Origin of the sequence: Rhodobacter flavimaris (assembly GCF_021378075.1) — a bacterium.
Taxonomy (GTDB): Bacteria; Pseudomonadota; Alphaproteobacteria; order Rhodobacterales; family Rhodobacteraceae; genus Rhodobacter; species Rhodobacter flavimaris.
The window spans coordinates 46,881-66,321 of sequence record NZ_JAJUOS010000006.1 but is presented as its reverse complement, the minus strand read 5'-3'; the positions used below and the strand labels follow the sequence as shown (position 1 = coordinate 66,321).

17 protein-coding genes and 1 tRNA gene are annotated in these 19,441 nt (G+C 64.9%); 8 read left to right on the top strand and 10 right to left on the bottom strand.

Annotation, left to right across the window (positions count from 1 at the left end):
• Genes LZA78_RS09255 through ccoS form a run of 3 tightly spaced genes read left to right on the top strand, consistent with a single transcriptional unit; the run spans position 1 to position 2,860 of the window.
• On the top strand, positions 1 to 456 hold the full coding sequence (locus tag LZA78_RS09255; RefSeq protein WP_233676650.1) for a FixH family protein: 456 nt from the start codon (positions 1 to 3) through the stop codon (positions 454 to 456).
• A 3-nt stretch (positions 457 to 459) separates the two neighbouring features.
• Positions 460 to 2,694 (top strand): heavy metal translocating P-type ATPase, encoded by a 2,235-nt coding sequence (locus LZA78_RS09250; RefSeq protein ID WP_233676649.1) that lies wholly within the window; start codon positions 460 to 462, stop codon positions 2,692 to 2,694.
• A 7-nt stretch (positions 2,695 to 2,701) separates the two neighbouring features.
• Positions 2,702 to 2,860 (top strand): cbb3-type cytochrome oxidase assembly protein CcoS, encoded by a 159-nt coding sequence (gene ccoS / locus LZA78_RS09245; protein WP_233676648.1) that lies wholly within the window; start codon positions 2,702 to 2,704, stop codon positions 2,858 to 2,860.
• Between the two features lie 9 nt (positions 2,861 to 2,869).
• Here ccoS and LZA78_RS09240 read toward each other — a convergent pair whose 3' ends face one another.
• The 9 genes from LZA78_RS09240 to rpmH all read right to left on the bottom strand — a co-directional run bounded on the left by LZA78_RS09240 (position 2,870) and on the right by rpmH (position 11,541).
• Positions 2,870 to 4,519, bottom strand: coding sequence for a D-alanyl-D-alanine carboxypeptidase family protein (locus tag LZA78_RS09240; protein WP_438811065.1), 1,650 nt, complete (start codon positions 4,517 to 4,519; stop codon positions 2,870 to 2,872).
• A 199-nt stretch (positions 4,520 to 4,718) separates the two neighbouring features.
• On the bottom strand, positions 4,719 to 5,369 hold the full coding sequence (yihA, locus tag LZA78_RS09235; protein ID WP_218628840.1) for a ribosome biogenesis GTP-binding protein YihA/YsxC: 651 nt from the start codon (positions 5,367 to 5,369) through the stop codon (positions 4,719 to 4,721).
• Complete coding sequence (locus LZA78_RS09230; RefSeq protein ID WP_233676647.1) at positions 5,369 to 6,124, bottom strand: MOSC domain-containing protein; 756 nt, start codon at positions 6,122 to 6,124, stop codon at positions 5,369 to 5,371. Before LZA78_RS09230 ends, yihA begins: the two co-directional genes overlap by 1 nt.
• The gene (gene yidC / locus LZA78_RS09225) at positions 6,121 to 7,953 is read right to left on the bottom strand and encodes a membrane protein insertase YidC (protein WP_233676646.1); all 1,833 of its coding nucleotides are present in this window, start codon (positions 7,951 to 7,953) and stop codon (positions 6,121 to 6,123) included. Before yidC ends, LZA78_RS09230 begins: the two co-directional genes overlap by 4 nt.
• 177 nt (positions 7,954 to 8,130) lie before the next feature.
• Positions 8,131 to 9,594 carry a GGDEF domain-containing protein gene (locus tag LZA78_RS09220; RefSeq protein ID WP_233676645.1) on the bottom strand — a complete coding sequence of 488 codons (1,464 nt, stop codon included), beginning with the start codon at positions 9,592 to 9,594 and terminating at the stop codon, positions 8,131 to 8,133.
• 152 nt (positions 9,595 to 9,746) lie between these two features.
• Positions 9,747 to 10,628, bottom strand: coding sequence for a tRNA 2-thiocytidine(32) synthetase TtcA (gene ttcA / locus LZA78_RS09215; protein ID WP_233676644.1), 882 nt, complete (start codon positions 10,626 to 10,628; stop codon positions 9,747 to 9,749).
• Complete coding sequence (gene yidD, locus LZA78_RS09210) at positions 10,621 to 10,890, bottom strand: membrane protein insertion efficiency factor YidD (protein ID WP_218628835.1); 270 nt, start codon at positions 10,888 to 10,890, stop codon at positions 10,621 to 10,623. The genes ttcA and yidD overlap by 8 nt, the downstream gene beginning before the upstream one ends.
• Positions 10,887 to 11,384, bottom strand: coding sequence for a ribonuclease P protein component (rnpA, locus tag LZA78_RS09205; protein WP_233676643.1), 498 nt, complete (start codon positions 11,382 to 11,384; stop codon positions 10,887 to 10,889). Before rnpA ends, yidD begins: the two co-directional genes overlap by 4 nt.
• 22 nt (positions 11,385 to 11,406) lie before the next feature.
• A complete protein-coding gene (gene rpmH, locus LZA78_RS09200) occupies positions 11,407 to 11,541 on the bottom strand; it encodes a 50S ribosomal protein L34 (RefSeq protein ID WP_218628833.1) in 135 nt (44 codons plus the stop codon).
• 289 nt (positions 11,542 to 11,830) lie between these two features.
• Here rpmH and LZA78_RS09195 point away from each other — a divergent pair, with 289 nt between their 5' ends.
• The 3 genes from LZA78_RS09195 (at position 11,831) to LZA78_RS09185 (ending at position 13,972) form a co-directional block, all read left to right on the top strand.
• On the top strand, positions 11,831 to 13,234 hold the full coding sequence (locus LZA78_RS09195) for a sensor histidine kinase (protein WP_233676642.1): 1,404 nt from the start codon (positions 11,831 to 11,833) through the stop codon (positions 13,232 to 13,234).
• Between the two features lie 67 nt (positions 13,235 to 13,301).
• Entirely contained in the window at positions 13,302 to 13,811 is a 510-nt protein-coding gene (locus tag LZA78_RS09190) for a DUF4405 domain-containing protein (protein ID WP_233676641.1), read from the top strand.
• 84 nt (positions 13,812 to 13,895) lie between these two features.
• Positions 13,896 to 13,972 (top strand) — tRNA-Arg (locus LZA78_RS09185).
• A 206-nt stretch (positions 13,973 to 14,178) separates the two neighbouring features.
• Here the strand turns inward: LZA78_RS09185 and ccrA are convergent.
• Positions 14,179 to 15,471, bottom strand: coding sequence for a crotonyl-CoA carboxylase/reductase (ccrA, locus tag LZA78_RS09180; RefSeq protein WP_233676640.1), 1,293 nt, complete (start codon positions 15,469 to 15,471; stop codon positions 14,179 to 14,181).
• A gap of 306 nt (positions 15,472 to 15,777) precedes the next feature.
• Between ccrA and LZA78_RS09175 the strand changes: the two genes are divergently transcribed.
• Positions 15,778 to 17,742, top strand: coding sequence for a protein meaA (locus LZA78_RS09175; protein ID WP_233676796.1), 1,965 nt, complete (start codon positions 15,778 to 15,780; stop codon positions 17,740 to 17,742).
• Positions 17,743 to 17,901: 159 nt separating this feature from the next.
• Positions 17,902 to 19,440 (top strand): ATP-dependent DNA helicase, encoded by a 1,539-nt coding sequence (locus tag LZA78_RS09170; RefSeq protein WP_233676639.1) that lies wholly within the window; start codon positions 17,902 to 17,904, stop codon positions 19,438 to 19,440.
• The last annotated feature ends 1 nt before the right edge of the window (position 19,441 follow it).

Below are 19,441 nucleotides of genomic sequence, written 5' to 3'. Positions count from 1 at the left end.
ATGGCGAAAGAGATCACCGGAAAGAAAGTTCTGGCGATTGCCGTCGCGGCCTTCGGCGTCATCATCGCGGTCAATGTGGTGATGGCGTGGAAGGCGGTCGCGACCTTCCCGGGGCTCGAGGTGTCGAACTCCTATGTTGCGTCGCAATCCTTCGACAAGGAGCGCGCGGCGCAAGAGGAGCTCGGCTGGACCGTCGAGCCCACCTATGAGAACGGAACCCTCTCGCTTGTGATCCGCGACCGGGCCGGCCTTCCGGCCCGTGTCTCCGAACTCAAGGCCCTTGTCGGGCGCACCACCCATGTGCGCGCCGACATCGCGCCTGAATTCAGCTATGCTGGCGGTATCTTCATCGCGCCGCTGGCACTCGAACCCGGCGCGTGGCTGTTGCATCTTGATGCTGTCGCGTCGGACGGCACACCGTTCCGCCAGCGCATCGACCTGTTCGTAAGAGGCTGATCCATGAGCGTCGCGCCCGCCGCAGGACGACTGACCGAAGCGCCCTCGGATTTCACCGACGAGCATGTTTCGGCCTCGGCTTGCCCGGCGTGCCTTGCGGCGCCATCGGCGGAAGACCTCGCCAAATCCGGCGATATCAAGGGCGCGCGCCTGATCCTGTCGCTGCCCACGGCGCATTGCGCGGTCTGCATCAGCGATGTCGAGCGCGCCTTGCGCCGCCACCCCGGCGTGCGCTCGGCCCGCGTCAACCTCACGCTCAAGCGCGTTTCGGTCGATGCCGAGGGCACTGTCGGCGCGGATGACCTGATCAAGACGCTCGACGGGATCGGCTACGAGGCGCATGAGCTTGACCCCGGTCTGCTCTCGGCGACCGAGACCGACCGGCGCGGCCGCGATCTGCTGATGCGGATCGGCGTGTCGGGCTTTGCCATGATGAACATCATGCTGCTGTCGATCTCGGTCTGGTCCGGGGCCGAGGACGCGACGCGCGACCTGTTCCACTGGATCTCGGCCGCGATTGCGTTGCCGACGGTGGCCTTTGCCGGCCAGCCCTTCTTCGCCTCGGCCTGGACCTCCCTGAAGGCCGGGCGCCTGGGGATGGATGTGCCGATCTCGCTGGCAATCATCCTGGCCTCCTCGATCTCGGTCTTCGAGACGATGAACCACGGCCACCACGCCTATTTCGACGCGGCGGTCATGCTGACCTTCTTCCTGCTCGTGGGCCGCTACCTTGATTATCGCACCCGCGCGGTTGCCCGTTCGGCGGCCGAGGAGCTGGCCGCGCTGGAGGTGCCGCGCGCGACCCTGCTGCGCGATGGCGCCGAGGTCGTAGTGCCCGTGAACGAACTCGCCCCCGGCGATCTGATCCGCGTGCGCCCCGGCGCCCGCATCCCCGCCGATGGCGAGGTGACCGAGGGCACGTCGGAGACCGACCGCTCGCTTCTGACCGGGGAAAGCCTGCCGGTCTATGCCGGGCCGGGCAGCAAGCTGAACGCGGGTGAGGTCAACCTGACAGGCCCGCTGACCCTGCGCGTGATCGCGGCGGGCAAGGACAGCGCGCTGCACCGGATGGCCGATCTGGTGGCGATGGCCGAAAGCGCCAAGACGCGCTACACCTCGCTGGCCGAGCGCGCGGCGCGGGCCTATTCGCCGCTGGTGCATATTCTCAGCTTCACCGCTTTCGGGGTCTGGATGTGGCTGACCGGGGGCGATCTGCGCTTTGCGATAAACATCTCTGCCGCGGTTCTGATCATCACCTGCCCCTGTGCGCTTGGCCTTGCGGTGCCTGCCGTGGTCACGGCCGCCTCGGGCAAGCTGTTCCGCAAGGGGCTTTTGATCAAGGACGGCACTGCGCTTGAACGTCTGGCCGAGGTCGATACCGTTGTCTTCGACAAGACCGGCACGCTGACAATGGGCACCCCGCACCCCGAGAACCTCGATGCGCTAAGCACCGAGGAATTCGGCGTGGCCGCAGCACTCGCCAGCGGCTCGTCGCATCCGCTGGCCCGCGCGATCCATGACGCGGCGGTGGCGCAGGCGCTTGCGATCCCGCTGCTCGAGGATATCCGCGAAGTGCCCGGTTACGGCGTCGAGGGGCGCTGGAACGGGCAGGTGGTGCGTCTTGGCCGGGCCGACTGGCTTGGCGCCGAGGCGGGCGCCACGACCGCGACCCATCTGCGCATCGGCGCGGCCCTGCCGGTGACGATCCGGTTCGCCGACCAGCTGCGCCCCGGTGCCGCTGAGGCCGTAAGCGCGCTAAGCGCGCAGGGAAAGCGAGTTTTCCTTGTGTCAGGCGATGTCGAGGGGGCGGTCAGCGCCCTGGCCGAGCGTCTTGGCATCGCGAACTGGCGCGCAGGCGCCTTGCCGCAGGAAAAGGTGGCGCTTGTAAACGATCTGACGGCCGAGGGCGCACGTGTGCTCATGGTCGGGGACGGGCTGAACGACACGGCGGCGCTGGCGGCAGCCCATGCCTCGATCTCGCCCGCCTCGGCGCTGGATGCGGCGCGGACGGCCTCGGATATCGTGCTTCTGGGCCAGGATCTTGCGCCCGTCGCGGATGCTCTGCGCGTCGCTGTTCAGGCGCGCCAGCGGATCAAGGAAAACTTCGCGATCTCGATCGTGTACAACATTGTCGCGGTGCCGATTGCGCTGATCGGCCTTGCCACGCCGCTTGCCGCGGCCTTGGCAATGTCCACGTCCTCGATTACGGTCTCGCTGAATTCGCTACGACTGAAGTGAGGACGCGATGGGCGTTATCGCATTCCTGATTCCGATCTCCCTGATCCTCGGCGGACTGGGGCTTTTGGCCTTCTTCTGGTCGGTCAAGGCGCGTCAGTACGAAGACCCCAAGGGCGACAGCGAGCGTATCCTGTCGGACGAGTTCGACGACCACCCCAAAGGCTGATCACGGGCTTTACGGCCCGATCACCGTGCATTCCGACGAGCGTGCCATCAGGCGGGCGCAGGCCAATTCCGCGTCGCCCTTCGTCATGCCAACGAAATTCGCCTCATAGCCGGTTTTGCGGGTCGCGACCTTGCGCAGCGCCGTGCCAAGTGTGTCGCTTTCCATCAGCGCGGTTTTCAGCAGCAGCCGCTCGGCCGCATATTGCGACGAGAACTTGCCCAGGCTGATCCCCCAGTTGCGCCCGCCCGAGGACGAGGCGCGCGACACCACCTTCTGTTCGGCGCGCGGCGCCGGGGCAGGGGGCGTGAGGGCCGCCAGAATCACGGTATTTGAGCGCGGAGCAGGCGCAGCCGCCATGGCCAGCGTCTCGGGCTGGGGCGCGGTGCTCTGCGCGAAGAGGGGCTCATCAGGGGGCGCGTCGCCCTCGGCAAGGCTTTCGTCGAACTCGGGTTCGGCTGCGGCCACCAGGGCCAGCGTCTCGGGTTGCGGCTCGGTTGCCTGAGCGAAAGCTTCACGCGGGGCCGCCATCGGGCGCGGAGTCTCGGCGGCGGCGGTCTGAACTACGATTTCGGGCGCGGGCGCGGCGGCAACGGCGGGCTCGGTCTCAGGCGCGGGTTCGGCCGTGGCGACAACTGCAGGCGCCTCGACGGGCGCGGGTTGAACTGCCTCGGTCAGAGCCGCCAGGATCGCCTCGCGGTCATGCGTCGGTTCGCCCGGACGCGCGATGGGGCGGGGGCTTTGAGTGGGTGCAGCCGAGGCCACGCGCGTCGGATCAGCCGGGGTCGGCGCGGTCGCGGCGGGGGCCTGTGCCATGTATTGTAGCGGTTCGGGGCGCACCTCTTGCACGCGGTTCGGTGCGCGACCAAAGCCGATGTCGAGCAACTCGGCCATCTTGGCGTTACGCTGCGCGGTCGAGGTGCCGCCGAAGACGGTCGCGATGATGCGCTTGCCGCCGCGCTGCGCCGAGGCGGTCAGGTTGAAGCCCGCAGCCACGGTGTAGCCCGTCTTGATCCCGTCGGCGCCTTCATAAGCATCAAGGAAACGGCGGTTGGTGTTCGCCACCTTGGCCATCCCTGCATCCGCGGTGCGGCGCGAGAAGATATTGTAATACTGCGGATAATCGTAGAACAGCCGGCGGCCGAGCGTGCTCATGTCGCGCGCGGTCGAGAGGTGCCCGGCGCGGGTCAGGCCGTTGGCATTCTTGAAGGTCGTGCTGTTCATGCCAAGCGCCTTGGCCGTGCGGTTCATGCGAGCCGCAAAGCCCGCCTCATCGCCGCCAAGCGCATCGCCGATCGCCGCCGCCGCATCGTTTGCTGATTTGATCGCCGCCGCGCGGATCAGGTAGCGCAGTGCGATGCGTTGTCCGGATTTCAGGCCAAGCCGCGAGGGCGGTTGGCTTGCGGCATTGCGCGAAATGGTGACCATCGAATCAAGGCTGATCTCGCCATGCTCGATCGCCTGGAAAGCGATGTAGAGCGTCATCATCTTGGTCAGCGAGGCAGGGTGCAGGCGTGTGTCGGCGTTCTTGGCGTAAAGCACTTCACCCGAGCGCGCATCCATCACGAACGCAGCATAGGGCGCTGCGAGCACGGCGGCCGGCACCAGAAAAAGTACGAATGAAAACAGCCCATAACGGACCCATCGCGCAAGCGTGGTCACGGTCCCAGCCCTTTTACTGCCTCTTACCCCGATTGTTTTGATTTGGGGCTTTCGATCAGCGTAGCACGGCTTTTGGAGGCTGAAAACCGTATTGTTTCAATGCGATTCACTGCGACATTCATGCATCGCGCAATATCTCGTAGGCGCCGGAAGGGCGCTCACGAGGAATTGTGTGAGGGGCTGAGTTTCCCCGCCCGGATTACTCAAGATTTGCGATGATCGCTCGCAGCACGTCGACGCCCTCGCCCTTTTCCGAGGAGGTGACGACGATTTCGGGATGGGCTGCGGGGTGCGCGGCCAGCGCGCCCTTGACCTGCTCGATGACCTTTTCGCGCTCGGCCTTGCTGATCTTGTCCACCTTGGTCATCACCACCTGGAAGGTTACGGCCGAGCGGTCAAGCAGTGTCAGGATCTCGTCATCGACTTTCTTCACGCCGTGGCGCGAGTCGATCAGCACAAAGGCGCGGCGCAGGTTCACGCGGCCCGAGAGGTAGGATTTGAGCAGCTCTTGCCACTTTTTCACGACGTTCACAGGGGCCTCGGCAAAGCCGTAGCCGGGAAGGTCCACGAGATAGGGGCCGTCCTGGGTCGTGAAGAAGTTGATCTCTTGCGTCCGGCCCGGGGTGTTTGAGGCACGGGCGAGGTTCTTGCGGTTGGTCAGCGCGTTGATCAGGCTCGATTTGCCGACGTTCGAGCGCCCGGCAAAGCACACCTCGACCCGGTCCGCCGGAGGCAGGCCGGACATCGCGACGACGCCCTTGAGAAACTCGACAGGGGCAGCGAACAGAAGGCGCCCACGCTCCGCGGCCATCGGCTCGGGCGTCTCGGCCAGTTGGAATTGCATCTTCATCAAAGCACCTCGACGCTGTCGCCACGCGCGATCTCGCCGCCCGTGATCACTGTGGCATAGAGCCCGAATTCATGGTCGCCCCACTGCGCGTCCAGCAGTGCAAGCGTATCGACATCTTCGCTGCCGGTTTCCGGGTTGGCGCAGGTCGCCCGGCAGCGGGTGATCGGCATGGCGATCTCAAGCTCGGTTTCGCCGATCTTCAGGCGGCGGCCAATCAGGTCGCGCTCGGCCCCGGCGGCCCATCCATCAACCCAGAGGTTGCCACGGAACCGATGGGGCGACATCGGCTTGCCTGCCCGTTGCGACAGCGCGGCCAGCGACCCGAGCGAAAGGATCGACACATAGGGGTCGGGCATATCCGCAAGGGCCACGTCCGCGACACTCTCGACCGAGCGCGGGGCAGGGCGGTTCGCGGGCCAGAGCGGGCGCAGCCATTCGATCAGATTGACCTGATCCTCGGAGCGCCCCGGGGCGATCCGCAGACGCCACAGGTCGGGGTGCGTCAGTTCGATCGTGCCATCGTCATGTGTCTTGGCCTGAACTGCCATCAACCCCGGGGCCGCGACGCCGCGCACGAAGTTCATTTTCGACGCCCATTGCGCAAGCGGGGCGTCGAACTTCGCGGCGTCATGGGCGATGGCCCAGACCCTGTCGAAAGGCAGAACGCGCCCCTTCGTCAGGGGCGCGCTGCGGATTTCCTCATATCCGACCGACTTGATTGGGTGTCGGAAGATATGTGCCAGTCTTGCGGTCATTTCTTCGGCTTGTCTGCCGCGGGCTTCTTGGCAAAGCCCGAGCGGATATTGCCGAAGAGGTCGGGGCGTTTCCCGTGCATCGACATGATCGTGTACTGCTGGATGAAGGTGATCGTGTTGTTCGCGATCCAGTAGAGCACGAGGCCCGAGGCGAAGCTGCCCAGCATGAACATGAACACCCAAGGCATCCAGGCGAAGATCATGGCCTGGCTCGGGTCGGTCGGGGCCGGGTTCAGCTTTTGCTGGAACCACATCGAGATACCCAGCAGGATCGGCAGTACGCCAAGGCTGAACATGAACAGCATCGAGCCGGGCTCGGGCGTCGCGAAGGGCAACAGGCCGAACAGGTTCAGGATCGACGACGGATCGGGGGCCGAAAGGTCCTTGATCCAGCCAAGCCAAGGCGCGTGGTAAAGCTCGATCGTGACGTAGATCACCTTGTAGAGCGAGAAGAAGATCGGGATCTGCAGAAGGATCGGCAGACAACCCGCGGCCGGGTTGACCTTGTTCTTCTTGTAGAGCTCCATCATGCCCTGCTGCATCTTCATCCGGTCGTCGCCGGAGGCGGCCTTGAGGGCCTCCATCTCGGGCTGCAGTTCCTTCATCTTCGCCATCGAGATGTAGGACTTGCGCGCCAGCGGGAAGACGAGCGCCTTGATGATGATGGTCAGCGCGATGATCGCCCAGCCCATGTTGCCGATCGCTCCGTGCAGCCAGTGCAGCAGGCGGAACATCGGCTTGGTCAGGAAGTAGAACCAGCCCCAGTCGATCGAGTCGATGAAGCCCTGGATGCCGCCCTCTTCCTGGTAATCGCGGATGGCTTCCCATTCCTTGGCGCCGGCAAAGAGGCGCGTGGCGATGTCGGCCGAGGCACCGGGGGCGACCTCGACGACCGGCAGGCGGGCTTCGGCCTGATACAGGTCCGAGCCGGCGGTGTATTTGACGACCGAGCTGAAGTTGCCGTCCATCGGCGCCAGCGTGGTCATCCAGTATTTGTCGGTAAAGCCGATCCAGCCGCTTTCGAGCGCGGGCAGAACCTCGGCCTGGCCCTCACCCTCGATCGGGTCGAGCTTGGTGATGTCCTTGTACTTGATCTCTTCGAGTTTGCCGTCGGTCATGCGCACCGCACCTTCGTGCAGCACATAGACGCGGTTGCCCTCGGGGATGCCGTGGCGGGCGATAATGCCGTAGGGGGCAAGGCGGACAGCGGCGCCGGTGTTGTTCTCGACGCGCTGCGTGACCGTGAACAGGTAGTTCTCGTCGATCTCGATCTTGCGGTGGAACACGAGGCCCGCGCCGTTGTCCCAGGTGATTTCAACCGGGGTGGCGGGGGTCAGGCTTGCGCCCGCCGGAGCGGTCCATACCGTGCGCGGGCCGGGGACCAGCGCCGGGTCGAGGCCGCCAGCCGGGGCCCAGCCGTAAACCGCGTAATAGGGATGCGCGTTCAGCGAGGTGTCGCCCACGGGCGACAGCAGCCGCACCAGCGGCGAGCCCGCATCGAGCGTTTCCTTGTAATTCTTGAGCGACAGATCGTCGATCCGGCCCCCCAGAAGCGAGATCGAACCGGTCAGCGCCGGGGTGTCGATCTCGATGCGCGGGGTCTGCGCAAGGGCGGCGTCCGCTGCGGCCGCGGGGTCGATCACCGCGCCTGGCGCCGATTGCTCGACGGCGGTCGGAACGGCCGGGGTCGCGGCGGGTGCCGTCTGCTCGGCCACGGCCGTAGGATCGGCGGGCGCGGGCTGCTCTGGCGGGAACAGATAGGTCCAGCCGATCAGCACAGCGGCCGAAAGCGCGGTCGCAAGGATGAGGTTCTTGTTCTGATTATCCATGTCGGGCAGTCCACCAGCCGTTCCAGGTTCGGGGTGGTTCAACAGAAGGGGCAGGGAAAGGTCAAGCGATTTTCCTGTAAAACGGCCCCTGGCGCGGCCAGAATGGTGTTTTAGGTCTCAGGATCCCCTGCGCCGGTCGAAGTTGCGCGCTTTCCTGCCTTTGCCCGGCAGGATTGCTCAGACACCGCCCCCCTGGAGCAGCCGCGGCGTCGCCGCCAGTTTGGCACGGTGGCGGTGATCCCATTCGCACAGATCGCCCATCGCCATCGGCCGCGCGATGGCCTTGCCCTGCACATGCCGACAGCCAAGTTGCGCCAGCAGCGTGTGTTCGGCGGTGGAGCCGACGCCGTCCGCGAGTGTCTCAAGCCCCAGTTTTTCGGCCATCGCGATCAGCGCAGCGACGGACTGGCGCTGCTCGTCATGGCTCTCGAGCTTGCTGACAAGGCTGCGGTGGATGCGCAGCCTGCGCGCCGCAGTGCGCCGAATCGCACTGACCGAGAGTGGCCCGTTGCCGAACCCCGCAAGCTCGATGCCGCAACCCAGGGCCGCCACCGCGCCGAGGTTGAGCCAGATGACCTCGTCGTTCAGATGCGCCATGACGTCTTGCATCAGCACCAGCCGGATCTGCGCGGGCGCCACATCGAAGCGGTCGAATTCCCATGTCAGACGTTCGGGCAGCTTGGGGTTTCCCAGCAGTCCGGCACAGAAGGGCAGCGAGACGGGGCCGGTCGCGATCCCGCGCCGTCCCCATTCGCGCAGGGCGGTAAGGCTTTGATAAAGCATGATTTCAGACAGCCTCTCGCGCAGGTGCGGCGAGTCGATCGTGCCCATCATGTCGTCTGCTTCGGGCGCGCCCTCGGTGGCGGTGTGGAGCCAACGTGCGACGGCCTGAACGCCGGAAAGGGCGCCGGTGTCAGTGTCGAGCTGTGGCTGGAACAGCGTGGTGACCTGCCCGTTCTCGATGGCCTCACGCGCTATCTGATTGGGCGATCCCTGCGCCCCGGCGGGCCGGTTCTGGTCATTTGCATAGGCGCGGATGGCGCTTGGGCCGCTGCGGCTGGCCTGCATCGCGGCGGTCTCGGCGGCACTCAGCAGCGCCTCGCCAGAGCGCGCCGGGCTGCGACCCATCAGGCAAAAGCCGACGTGGCAGGTCGCCGCGATGGTGCGCCCCGAGATCGGCAGCGGCAGCTCGCAGGCCGCCTGAAGACGTTGCGCCAGCTGGATCATGGCCTCCAGATCGGGATAGGCCGTGGGGCTGAGCATGATGGCAAAGCGCGGGCCCTCAAGCCGGGCCAGCCGGTCGCTGTCGCGCAGGACGTGGCGCAGCCGCTCCGCCGTGCGGCGCAAGAGCATGTCGAACTCGGTCTCGGTCATCTCGCGCGCAAGGGCGCCGGGATCGTCGAGGCCCAGCACAAAGCTGGCGGTGCTGCGGGCGGTTGCGGCGGCGTCGTCATGCAACATGCCCATGATCTCGACCGCCTCGGCGCGCAACGGCAGGCCGGTTACCCCATCGCGGGGCCGCTCGCGCGGGGTGGGCGCCCCAAGCGGGCGCGTGGACCAAGCCACCCCGATGGCAATCGAGGTCACAACCGCCAGCGCCTCGCCCCCGAACCAGAGTCCGGCAAGGGCGATGGCGGGCAAGAAAATCGCCAGCTCGCTGCGCAGAACGATTGGCCTAACCCTGTCGAATACAGTCCGTAATGCTGAACTTCCCATGATAACCCCCATTTGGCAGCGCGAGGGTCCCCACCCATCGCAGTGCAAAGGCTAGGGTCGATCTGGTCAGCGAAGCGTTAATCGGCGTTGCGCAAATTCGGGATGTTTTGGGTAAAATCGTCGCTTTCCGCGACCGAGCGCATCAGCCCGGCAAAGTCGAACACGCCCGGATCGCACAGATGCGAGGGGCGCACGTTCATCAGGGCGCGGAACATCACCTGGCGGCGACCGGGGCTGCGGGCCTCCCAGCCATCCAGGATCTGCTTGACCTGCTGGCGCTGCAGCCCGTCCTGGCTACCGCACAGATCGCAGGGGATGATTGGGTAGTTCATCGAGCGCGCGAATTTCTCGCAATCGGCCTCGGCCACGAAAGCAAGCGGGCGATAGACGAAGAGATCGCCTTCTTCGTTGATCAGCTTTGGCGGCATGGTCGCCAGACGCCCGCCGTGGAAGAGGTTCATGAAGAAGGTTTCAAGGATGTCGTCGCGGTGATGGCCCAGAACCACGGCCGAGCAGCCCTCTTCCCGCGCGATGCGATAGAGGTTGCCGCGCCGCAGCCGCGAGCAGAGCGAGCAATAAGTGCGCCCCTGCGGGATCTTGTCCACGACGACGGAATAGGTGTCCTGATACTCAATCCGGTGCGGCACGCCCATGTCCTCAAGGAACTTGGGCAGCACGGTCGAGGGGAAGCCCGGCTGCCCCTGATCGAGGTTGCAGGCCAGCAGATCGACGGGCAAGAGGCCGCGCCATTTCAGCTCATGCAGGATGGCCAGCAGCGTGTAGCTGTCCTTGCCGCCCGACAGGCAGACAAGCCAGCGCGCGCCGCGCTCGATCATGCCGAACTTTTCGATCGCGTCACGGGTCTCGCGCACGATGCGCTTGCGCAGCTTCTTGAACTCGGTCGTCGAGGGCGCGCCAGCGAAAAGCGGGTGGATCGGGGCGTCATCATCGTCAAGCATCGTGCTTATCCTTCGCGCGGTGGGCGTCGAATTCGGGGTCGGCGCCGGGCACCGGGTCATAGCCGTGGCCGCCAAGTGGGTGGCAGCTGAGGACGCGCTTGGCCGCGAGGTAACCGCCCTTGAAGGCACCATGGCGCTGCAGTGCCTCAAGCGCGTAGGCTGAGCAGGTGGGTTGGTAGCGGCAGCCATGACCGACCCAGGGGCTGAGCAGCAGGCGATAGGCGCGCACGGGCAGCGCAAGGATATGGGCGAGCGGGCTCATCCCTTGCCCCTGCGCTTGCCCTTGGCCGGTTCGCCGCGCGGGCGCGCCTGTTGTGCGCGGCCGGAATGGATGTCGGTCAGCGCGCGTTTCATATCAGCCAGCAGGGCGGCGAATTCGCGGGTCGCGGTGGCCTCGGGGCGGCCGACCAGAACGTAGTCCCAACCGGCTTGACCGCCCTCGGGCAGCACAAGCCGCGCGACCTCGCGCAGGCGGCGCTTGGCACGGTTGCGGGCAACGGCATTGCCGAGTTTCTTGGAGCAGGTGAAGCCCACGCGGATTAGGTCGGCGGGGCCTTCGTCCTCGCGGCGCTGGCGCGCCTGAAGCAAAAAACCCGGCGTGCCCTGACGCAGGGCCGAGGCCGCGCGCAGAAAATCCGCGCGCTGGCGCAGAATCTCGATCCGTGTCGTGCTGGCAGGCAGACAAACGGAAACCGCCGGCGCGCTTCCCGCACACCGGCCCTTGGGGCCAGTTACGGGAGCCTCCGGCGGCGTCATGGCTTACGTGCCGTTCCCGGGCTTACGCCGACAGAACGTGACGGCCCTTGGCGCGGCGCGCGTTGAGAACCTTGCGGCCCCCTTTGGTCGCCATGCGGGCGCGGAAGCCGTGGCGGCGGGCGCGGACGAGCTTCGACGGCTGATAAGTGCGTTTCATCGCGGTTACTCCGGGTTCTGTCTACGGTAGGGCTACGCGAACACTGGATTCGGCAGCCGCTCATATTCGAAGCCCGGGCTATAGTGGGGGTTCGACAGCAAGTCAACGGATCTGAGGCGTATTTTTCGTCCCCGCGACGGAGTTTGCGGCCCTATACGAATATAAGATCGGTTGGCGGGCTTCCGCGCAAGTGGCAGGCTCACTATTTATTGCGCGAAGCGTTTGGTATTACGTGGAAATGCCGCTGCTGCGGCGAACTGGCGGGAATTCCCCCGCGATGTGACGGGACATGGCGATCAATACCCTTTCGGGGCGCTTTCTGATTCTGACGACGATGTTCGTCGTGCTGGCCGAGGTGCTGATCCTTTTGCCGGGCATTGCGAATTTTCGCGAGGACTATCTTCAGACCCGGCTTGAGCGCGCGCAGATCGCCTCACTGGCGCTGCTGACGACCGACCAGATGATCGAACCCGACCTCGAGGAGGAATTGCTGGCCAATGCGGGCGTGTTCAACGTCGTGCTGCGGCGCAATGCGATCCGCCAGCTCGTGCTGTCCTCGCCGATCCCGCAGCAGGTGGCGGCGACTTATGACCTGCGCGAGACGCCCTACTGGCAACTGATGCGCGATGCGCTGGCGGTCATGGTGGATCCGTCGAACCACGTGATCCGGGTGATCGGCGATCCGGTGCAAAAGGGCGGTCTGGTCATCGAAGTGACCATGGAGACCGGCCCGATGCGAATCGCGATGTTCGAATACGGGCTGCGGTTGCTGACGCTCTCGGCGGCGCTCTCGGTCGTGACGGCCTTCCTGCTGTTCGCGCTGGTGCGCCAGTTGATGGTCGAGCCGATCAAGCGCGTCGTGGCGCATATGGCGGCCTATGCCGAGGCGCCGGAGGACGCGCGCCGCATCATCGCCCCCGAGGCGCGGATCGTCGAGCTGCGCGTGGCCGAGGATGCGCTGGCCTCGATGCAGCGGCAGTTGACCTCGGCGCTCAAGCAAAAGGAACGCCTGGCGCAGCTGGGACAGGCAGTGGCCAAGATCAGCCACGATTTGCGCAACATCCTGACCACCGCGCAGCTCTTCGCCGACCGGATGGAGGATTCGGACGACCCGGGGGTGCAACGCGCCGCGCCCAAGCTGATGAACTCGATCGGTCGCGCGGTGAACCTGTGCGAGACAACGCTGGCCTTTGGCCGCGCCGAAGAGCCGCCGCCAACGCTGTCGCGCTTCATGCTCTCGGGGCTGGTGGGCGAGGTGGTCGAGGGTGAACAGCCCCCGGCGGATGCCGCGCAGATCGACTTCGTCACCGATATTGCGCCGAACCTCGTGATCCGCGCCGACCGCGAGCAGCTTTACCGCGTGATCTCGAACCTTGTGCGCAATGCTCGTCAGGCGATCGAGGCCACCGGCAAGCCCGGCACCATCGAGATCGGCGCGGGTGAGGAACCCGAGGGCTGGTGGATCCGCGTGCAGGACACCGGCCCCGGCCTGCCCGAGCGCGCGCGCGAACACCTGTTCCAGCCCTTCTCGGGCGGCACGCGCAAGGGTGGCACGGGCCTTGGCCTTGCGATCTCGGCCGAGCTGGTGCGCGGCCATGGCGGTCGGCTGGAACTGGTGCGCACCGATGCCGACGGGACCGAGTTCAAGCTGCACCTGCCGCGTGAGTTCGATTTGCCCGAACGCACCTCCTGAGGCGACGGAAGCCGCGCGCCGCGCCGTTCAACCTGCACTTGGCTGATTACGAGAGCAGGAGTTTAAAATGTCTCTGAGAGCTTGGGCGACACCGCTGATCATCGGTTCGTTCCTGATCATGGCGGTGTCCGGTGTCGCGATGTTCTTCCACGTCGAGATCGGCGCGATGAAGGGCGTCCATGAATGGGCGGGGCTGGTCATGGCAGCGGCAGGTGTGGCCCATGTGGTCCTGAACTGGCGCGCCTTCACGCTGTATTTCAAGCGCCCTATCGCAAACGCGATCATGGCCGCCGGTGCGGTCGTTCTGGGCCTTTCCGCAGCAATCTCGGTCGAGGGTGCGGGTGGCAACCCGGTGGTGGCCGTGATGGGCGCCATGGGCAATGCCCGGCTTGAGCAACTGGCCGCACTGACGGGCGAGGAGCCGGGCGCGCTGGCGGCCCGTTTGCAGGCCGGTGGCTATGCCGTGACCGGTCCCGATGAGACCGTGGGCGCCCTGGCCGAAGGCGACCGGGGCAAGCAGGGCGCGATCCTGAGTGCGATTTTCTCAACGCAGCAAGGGGCCGTCGCGACCCAGTGATGAGTGCCTGAAAATTAGTTTCGGAAAACGTCGATTTAGCCCTTGCAAAGCCCCGAGTCGGGGGCTAAATCCCACCTCCACAGCGGACCCGTAGCTCAGCTGGATAGAGCACCAGACTACGAATCTGGGGGTCGGGCGTTCGAATCGCTCCGGGTCCGCCATTTAACTTCTTGACATCGTTGGAAGTTTTCGCCGCGCTTTTCAGCGCGGTTTTGGCGTACCGTTTTGCCGCAGTTTTTGGCCGCTCACGAAGTGGCGTTGGATTCGATGCTACAGGGGCGTGCCGGGATGGCTCTGCAAGGTCTGTGAAAATGAAAAACCCGCGCCCATGAGGGGCGCGGGTGCTCACTGAAGACCAGGCGTAAAATCACGCCTTGGGGCCAGCCTCCAGCGCATCTTCGAAGGTCCGAAGACCGGTGCGCGGCGCCTGCACCAGCACGGCCATGTTGCCGGGCTTGTGCTCGTTGCGCAGCATCTTGGTATGCGCTTTCGGGATCTCGGCCCAGGGGAAGACCTCGGACATGCAGGGGTCGATGCGGCGCTCGATCATCATCTTGTTCGCGGCCGAAGCCTGCTTGAGGTGTGCGAAGTGCGAACCTTGCAGACGCTTCTGGTGCATCCACATGTAGCGCACGTCGAAGGTGCAGTTGAAGCCCGAGGTGCCGGCGCAGATCACGACCATGCCGCCCTTCTTGCAGACCAGCGACGAAACCGGGAAGGTCGCCTCGCCGGGGTGTTCGAAGACCATGTCCACGTTCACGCCCTTGCCGGTGATGTCCCAGATCGCCTTGCCGAACTTGCGCGCTTCTTTCAGCCAGTCGTTATACTCAGGTGTGTTGACCTTGGGCAGCTGACCCCAGCATTTAAAATCCTTGCGGTTGATCACGCCTTTGGCGCCCAGCCCCATGACGAACTCGCGCTTGTCCTCTTCCGAGATCACGCCGATGGCGTTGGCGCCGGCCGCGTTGATCAGCTGGATCGCGAACGAACCCAGACCGCCCGAGGCGCCCCAGACCAGAACGTTCTGGCCCGGCTGCAGGTCATGCGGCGCGTGGCCGAACAGCATCCGGTAGGCGGTGGCCAGCGTCAGCGTGTAGCAGGCCGCTTCTTCCCAGGTCAGGTGCTTGGGGCGCGGCATCAGCTGCTGGGCCTGCACACGGGTGAACTGCGAGAAGCTGCCATCCGGCGTCTCATAACCCCAGATCCGCTGACTGGGCGAGAACATCGGGTCGCCGCCGTTACATTCCTCGTCGTCGCCGTCGTCCTGGTTGCAGTGGATCACGACCTCGTCGCCCACTTTCCAGCGCTTCACCTTGTCGCCCACCTTCCAGACGATGCCGGCCGCGTCCGAACCCGCGATGTGGTAGGGCTGCTTGTGACCATCGAAGGGCGAGATCGGCACGCCGAGACCGGCCCAAACGCCGTTGTAGTTCACGCCTGCGGCCATCACGAGCACGAGCACTTCGTGGCTGTCGATTTCCCAGGTGGGCACAACCTCGACCTGGAACGACTGCTCCGGCTCGCCGTGACGCTCGCGGCGGATCGCCCAAGCGTACATGTTCTTCGGCACATAGCCGAGGGGCGGCATTTCGCCGATTTCGTAAAGGTCTTTTTCCGGCGCGTCGTAGGGTGCGATACCGGTGTTCACGTCGAGGGCCATGAGCATCTCCTGTTTCGGTCGCCGCGCCGCAGAATCGGGCGGGGATTGCTGACCGGAATAATCTTGAGCGCGCAACAATGCAATGCCTGACGTTACGATTTTGTAATTTTGTGTCTCACCAATTGGCGGGGGTTGAAGGATTCCTGCTTCATTATAAAGCGCATATGCTATTTGCTCATGCGGCGCAGCTTGCGCCGCGCCGCGGCGAATTGACAGGGACATATTCTTTCGCATATCAGGTTGCTGTCCGCAATTTTGTTGCGAAGACCAGAATCGACCGTGGATCCGGAGGCCGCCATGACCGAGATGACCAAACCCGCCAAGGACAAGCCCTGGCTGTTCCGCACCTATGCGGGCCATTCGACGGCGGAAAAGTCGAACGCGCTCTATCGCATGAACCTCTCGAAGGGGCAGACCGGCCTCTCGGTCGCCTTCGATCTGCCTACGCAGACAGGCTACGATTCGGATCACGTGCTTTCGCGCGGCGAGGTCGGCAAGGTGGGCGTTCCGGTTTGCCATCTGGGCGATATGCGCGCGCTGTTCGACCAGATCCCGCTTGAGCAGATGAACACCTCGATGACGATCAACGCGACCGCGCCCTGGCTGCTGTCGCTTTATATCGCCGTGGCCGAAGAGCAGGGGGCCGACGTCTCGAAGCTGCAGGGCACCGTCCAGAACGATCTGGTCAAGGAATACCTGAGCCGCGGGACCTACATCTGCCCGCCCAAGCCCTCGCTGGCGATGATCACCGATGTGGCCGCTTATACCGCCGAGCACTTGCCGAAATGGAACCCGATGAACGTGTGTTCCTACCACCTGCAAGAGGCCGGTGCGACGCCCGAGCAGGAACTGGCCTTCGCGCTGGCCACCGGCATCGCGGTGCTCGACGACCTCAAGAAGAAAGTCCCTGCCGAGGGCTTCCCCGCGATGGTCGGTCGCATCAGCTTCTTTGTGAACGCGGGCATCCGCTTCGTGACCGAGCTGTGCAAGATGCGCGCCTTCACCGAGCTGTGGGACGAGATCTGCCTTGAGCGTTACGGCATCGAGGAAGAGAAATACCGCCGCTTCCGTTATGGCGTGCAGGTGAACTCGCTTGGCCTGACCGAGCAGCAGCCCGAAAACAACGTGTATCGCATCCTGATCGAGATGCTGGCTGTGACGCTGTCGAAAAACGCCCGCGCCCGCGCCGTGCAGCTGCCCGCCTGGAACGAGGCCCTTGGCCTGCCGCGCCCCTGGGATCAGCAGTGGTCGCTGCGGATGCAGCAGATCATGGCCTATGAGACCGACCTGCTGGAATATGGCGATCTGTTCGATGGCAACCCCGCCGTGACCGCCAAGGTCGAGGATCTCAAGGCCGGCGCCCGCGCCGAGCTGGAGACGCTCGATTCCATGGGCGGCGCGATTGCGGCCATCGACTACATGAAGGGCCGTCTGGTGGAATCGAACGCCGAGCGGATCAACCGCATCGAGGCGAACGAGACGATCGTCGTCGGCGTGAACCGCTGGACCGAAGCCGAGCCTTCACCGCTGACCGCGGGCGACGGTGGCATCATGGTCGTCGATCCGGCCGTCGAGGCCGACCAGGTTGCCCGCCTCCAGCAATGGCGCAATGGCCGCGACGCCGAGGCTGTCGCCAAGGCCATCGCGCAGATCTCGGCCGATGCGAAAGCCGGCAAGAACATTATGCCCGCCTCGATTGCCGCCGCGAAGGCCGGAGTGACCACGGGCGAATGGGCCGGTGTGATGCGCGCGGTTCATGGTGAATATCGTGGTCCGACCGGCGTGTCGCGCTCGCCCTCGAACAAGACCGAGGGGCTGGATGATATCCGTGATGCGGTGGATGCCGTCTCGACGCAGCTTGGCCGCCGCCTGAAGTTCCTGGTGGGTAAGCCGGGCCTCGATGGGCACTCGAACGGCGCAGAACAGATCGCCTTCCGCGCCCGCGACTGTGGCATGGACATCACCTACGAAGGCATCCGCATGACACCCGAGCAGATCGTCGCACGCGCGGTTGAGGATGACGCGCATGTCGTCGGCCTGTCGATCTTGTCGGGTTCGCACCTGCCGCTGATCGAGGAGTTGATGGAGCGGATGCGCGCGGCAGGCCTGAACCATGTGCCGGTTGTGGTCGGCGGGATCATCCCGGATGAGGATGCGCTCAAGCTGAAATCCTATGGCGTCGCGCGTGTCTATACGCCCAAGGACTTCGAGTTGAACCGCATCATGATGGATATCGTCGCGCTGGCCACCCCGGCCTCGGTCGCGGCCTGATCCAAGGCCGGGGGCTTCGCGCCCCCGGACCCCCGCGAGGTATTTGGACCAAGAAGAACCACAGCATTTCTTCTTGGTCCAAATACCTTCGCCGAAGGCATCCTCACCCACCGATTTCGAGCCTTTCGGAGGGCGCGCCTGCCCTGTAAGGTCGCCCGCATGACGACCCCAGCAATCACTTTTTCCGACGATCAGGCTGAAGCCTGGGATGCCGTGGCCGAGGCGCTTGAGGCAGCCGGGGTCGATATCGTCGAGGGGAATCTGACGCCGGACGGAGGTGGCAACCGGGTCTTGTCGGTGATCGGCAAGGCGGGCTCAGGCAAGACGATGTTACTTGCCGCACTTTACAAGGCATTGGAAGAAACGGGGGTCGAGATCGTCTCGGGCGATTTCGAGGGCAAGCGGCGCAAGGAGCGGCGGACGCTGGCAATTCTTGCGCCGACGAACAAGGCGGCTTCGGTTTTGCGAACGCGCGGTGTTCCTGCGACGACGATTCACCGCATTCTCTACACCCCCGTTTACGATCCAGAATATGAGCGCATCGCGGAATGGCTGGCGGGGCAGGGCGAGCGGCCGAACCTCGATCTGTTGCGGATCGACGGATTGACGGATGAGGCGCTCGATCGCGCCAAGGCCTTTTTCGACTTGCACAAGTCTGTGCCGGGGGCGCTGGCGGCGGCGGGATTGCGCGGGTCTGACTTTATCCAGGGCTGGAAGCGGCGCGAGGAGGGGCTCGATATCGGCTTCGTCGATGAGGCCTCAATGCTGGACGAACGCCAGTTCGACGACCTGCGCGAAATCTTCCCAACACTCGTTCTGTTTGGCGACCCGGCGCAGTTGGCCCCCGTGAACCAGTCCGGCCATATGTGTTTCGAGCGGTTGCCCGAACCCAGCAAGCATGTCCTGCACCGCATCCACCGCCAGACCGAGGACAACCCGATCCTCGATCTCGCCCATGTGCTGGCCGACGAAAACCTGACCTTCGAGGCCTTCGAGCGGATGATCTCGCAGACCGCGGCCCGCGACCCGCGTGTCGTTTGGGCCGAGCGGGTCGAGAGCGATCTAATGGCGCGCAGCCCGGTTCTCGTATGGCGTAATGCCACCCGCATTCGCTTGATCCACGCTTTCCGCGCCGCGCATAATGCCCCAGCTGATGCGCTTTTGCCCGGCGAGCCGCTGATCTGCGATGGGATCGAACTGCCGCTCAAACATCGTAAGAAGCGGATCGATCTTGAGGCGCGCGGCCTGATCAAGGGGGCGCAGGTGGTCTATCTTGGCCCGGGGAAGAAGACTGGGTTTTCGCGTCTGCATGTGCTGGGTGCCGAAGACCCGCGCCTGTCGGCCGCCTCGATCATCAAGATCGAGATGCCGGATGAGGAGGAGCCCTTCATCCCCTATGCCGCCCGCATGGGCGCGGCGTTCCTGCACGGCGCGGCGGTGACGATCCACAAGGCGCAGGGCAGCCAGTGGCCAGATGTGCAGGTCTTTGCGCCAGATATCTATGCGGCCTATCGCGCGGGCCGGACCGAGGCGGGCATCCCGCTTTGGAAGCGTTTGGCCTATGTCGCCATCACCCGGGCTGAGCATCGGCTGCTCTGGGTGACGCGGGCACGGCTGGCGCGGCCTTCGGGGCCGCTGTCGATTGACGATCTGCCGTCGGGGCCTGCACCCTTGCGGCTGGAGCGCGAGGAGGAGTGAC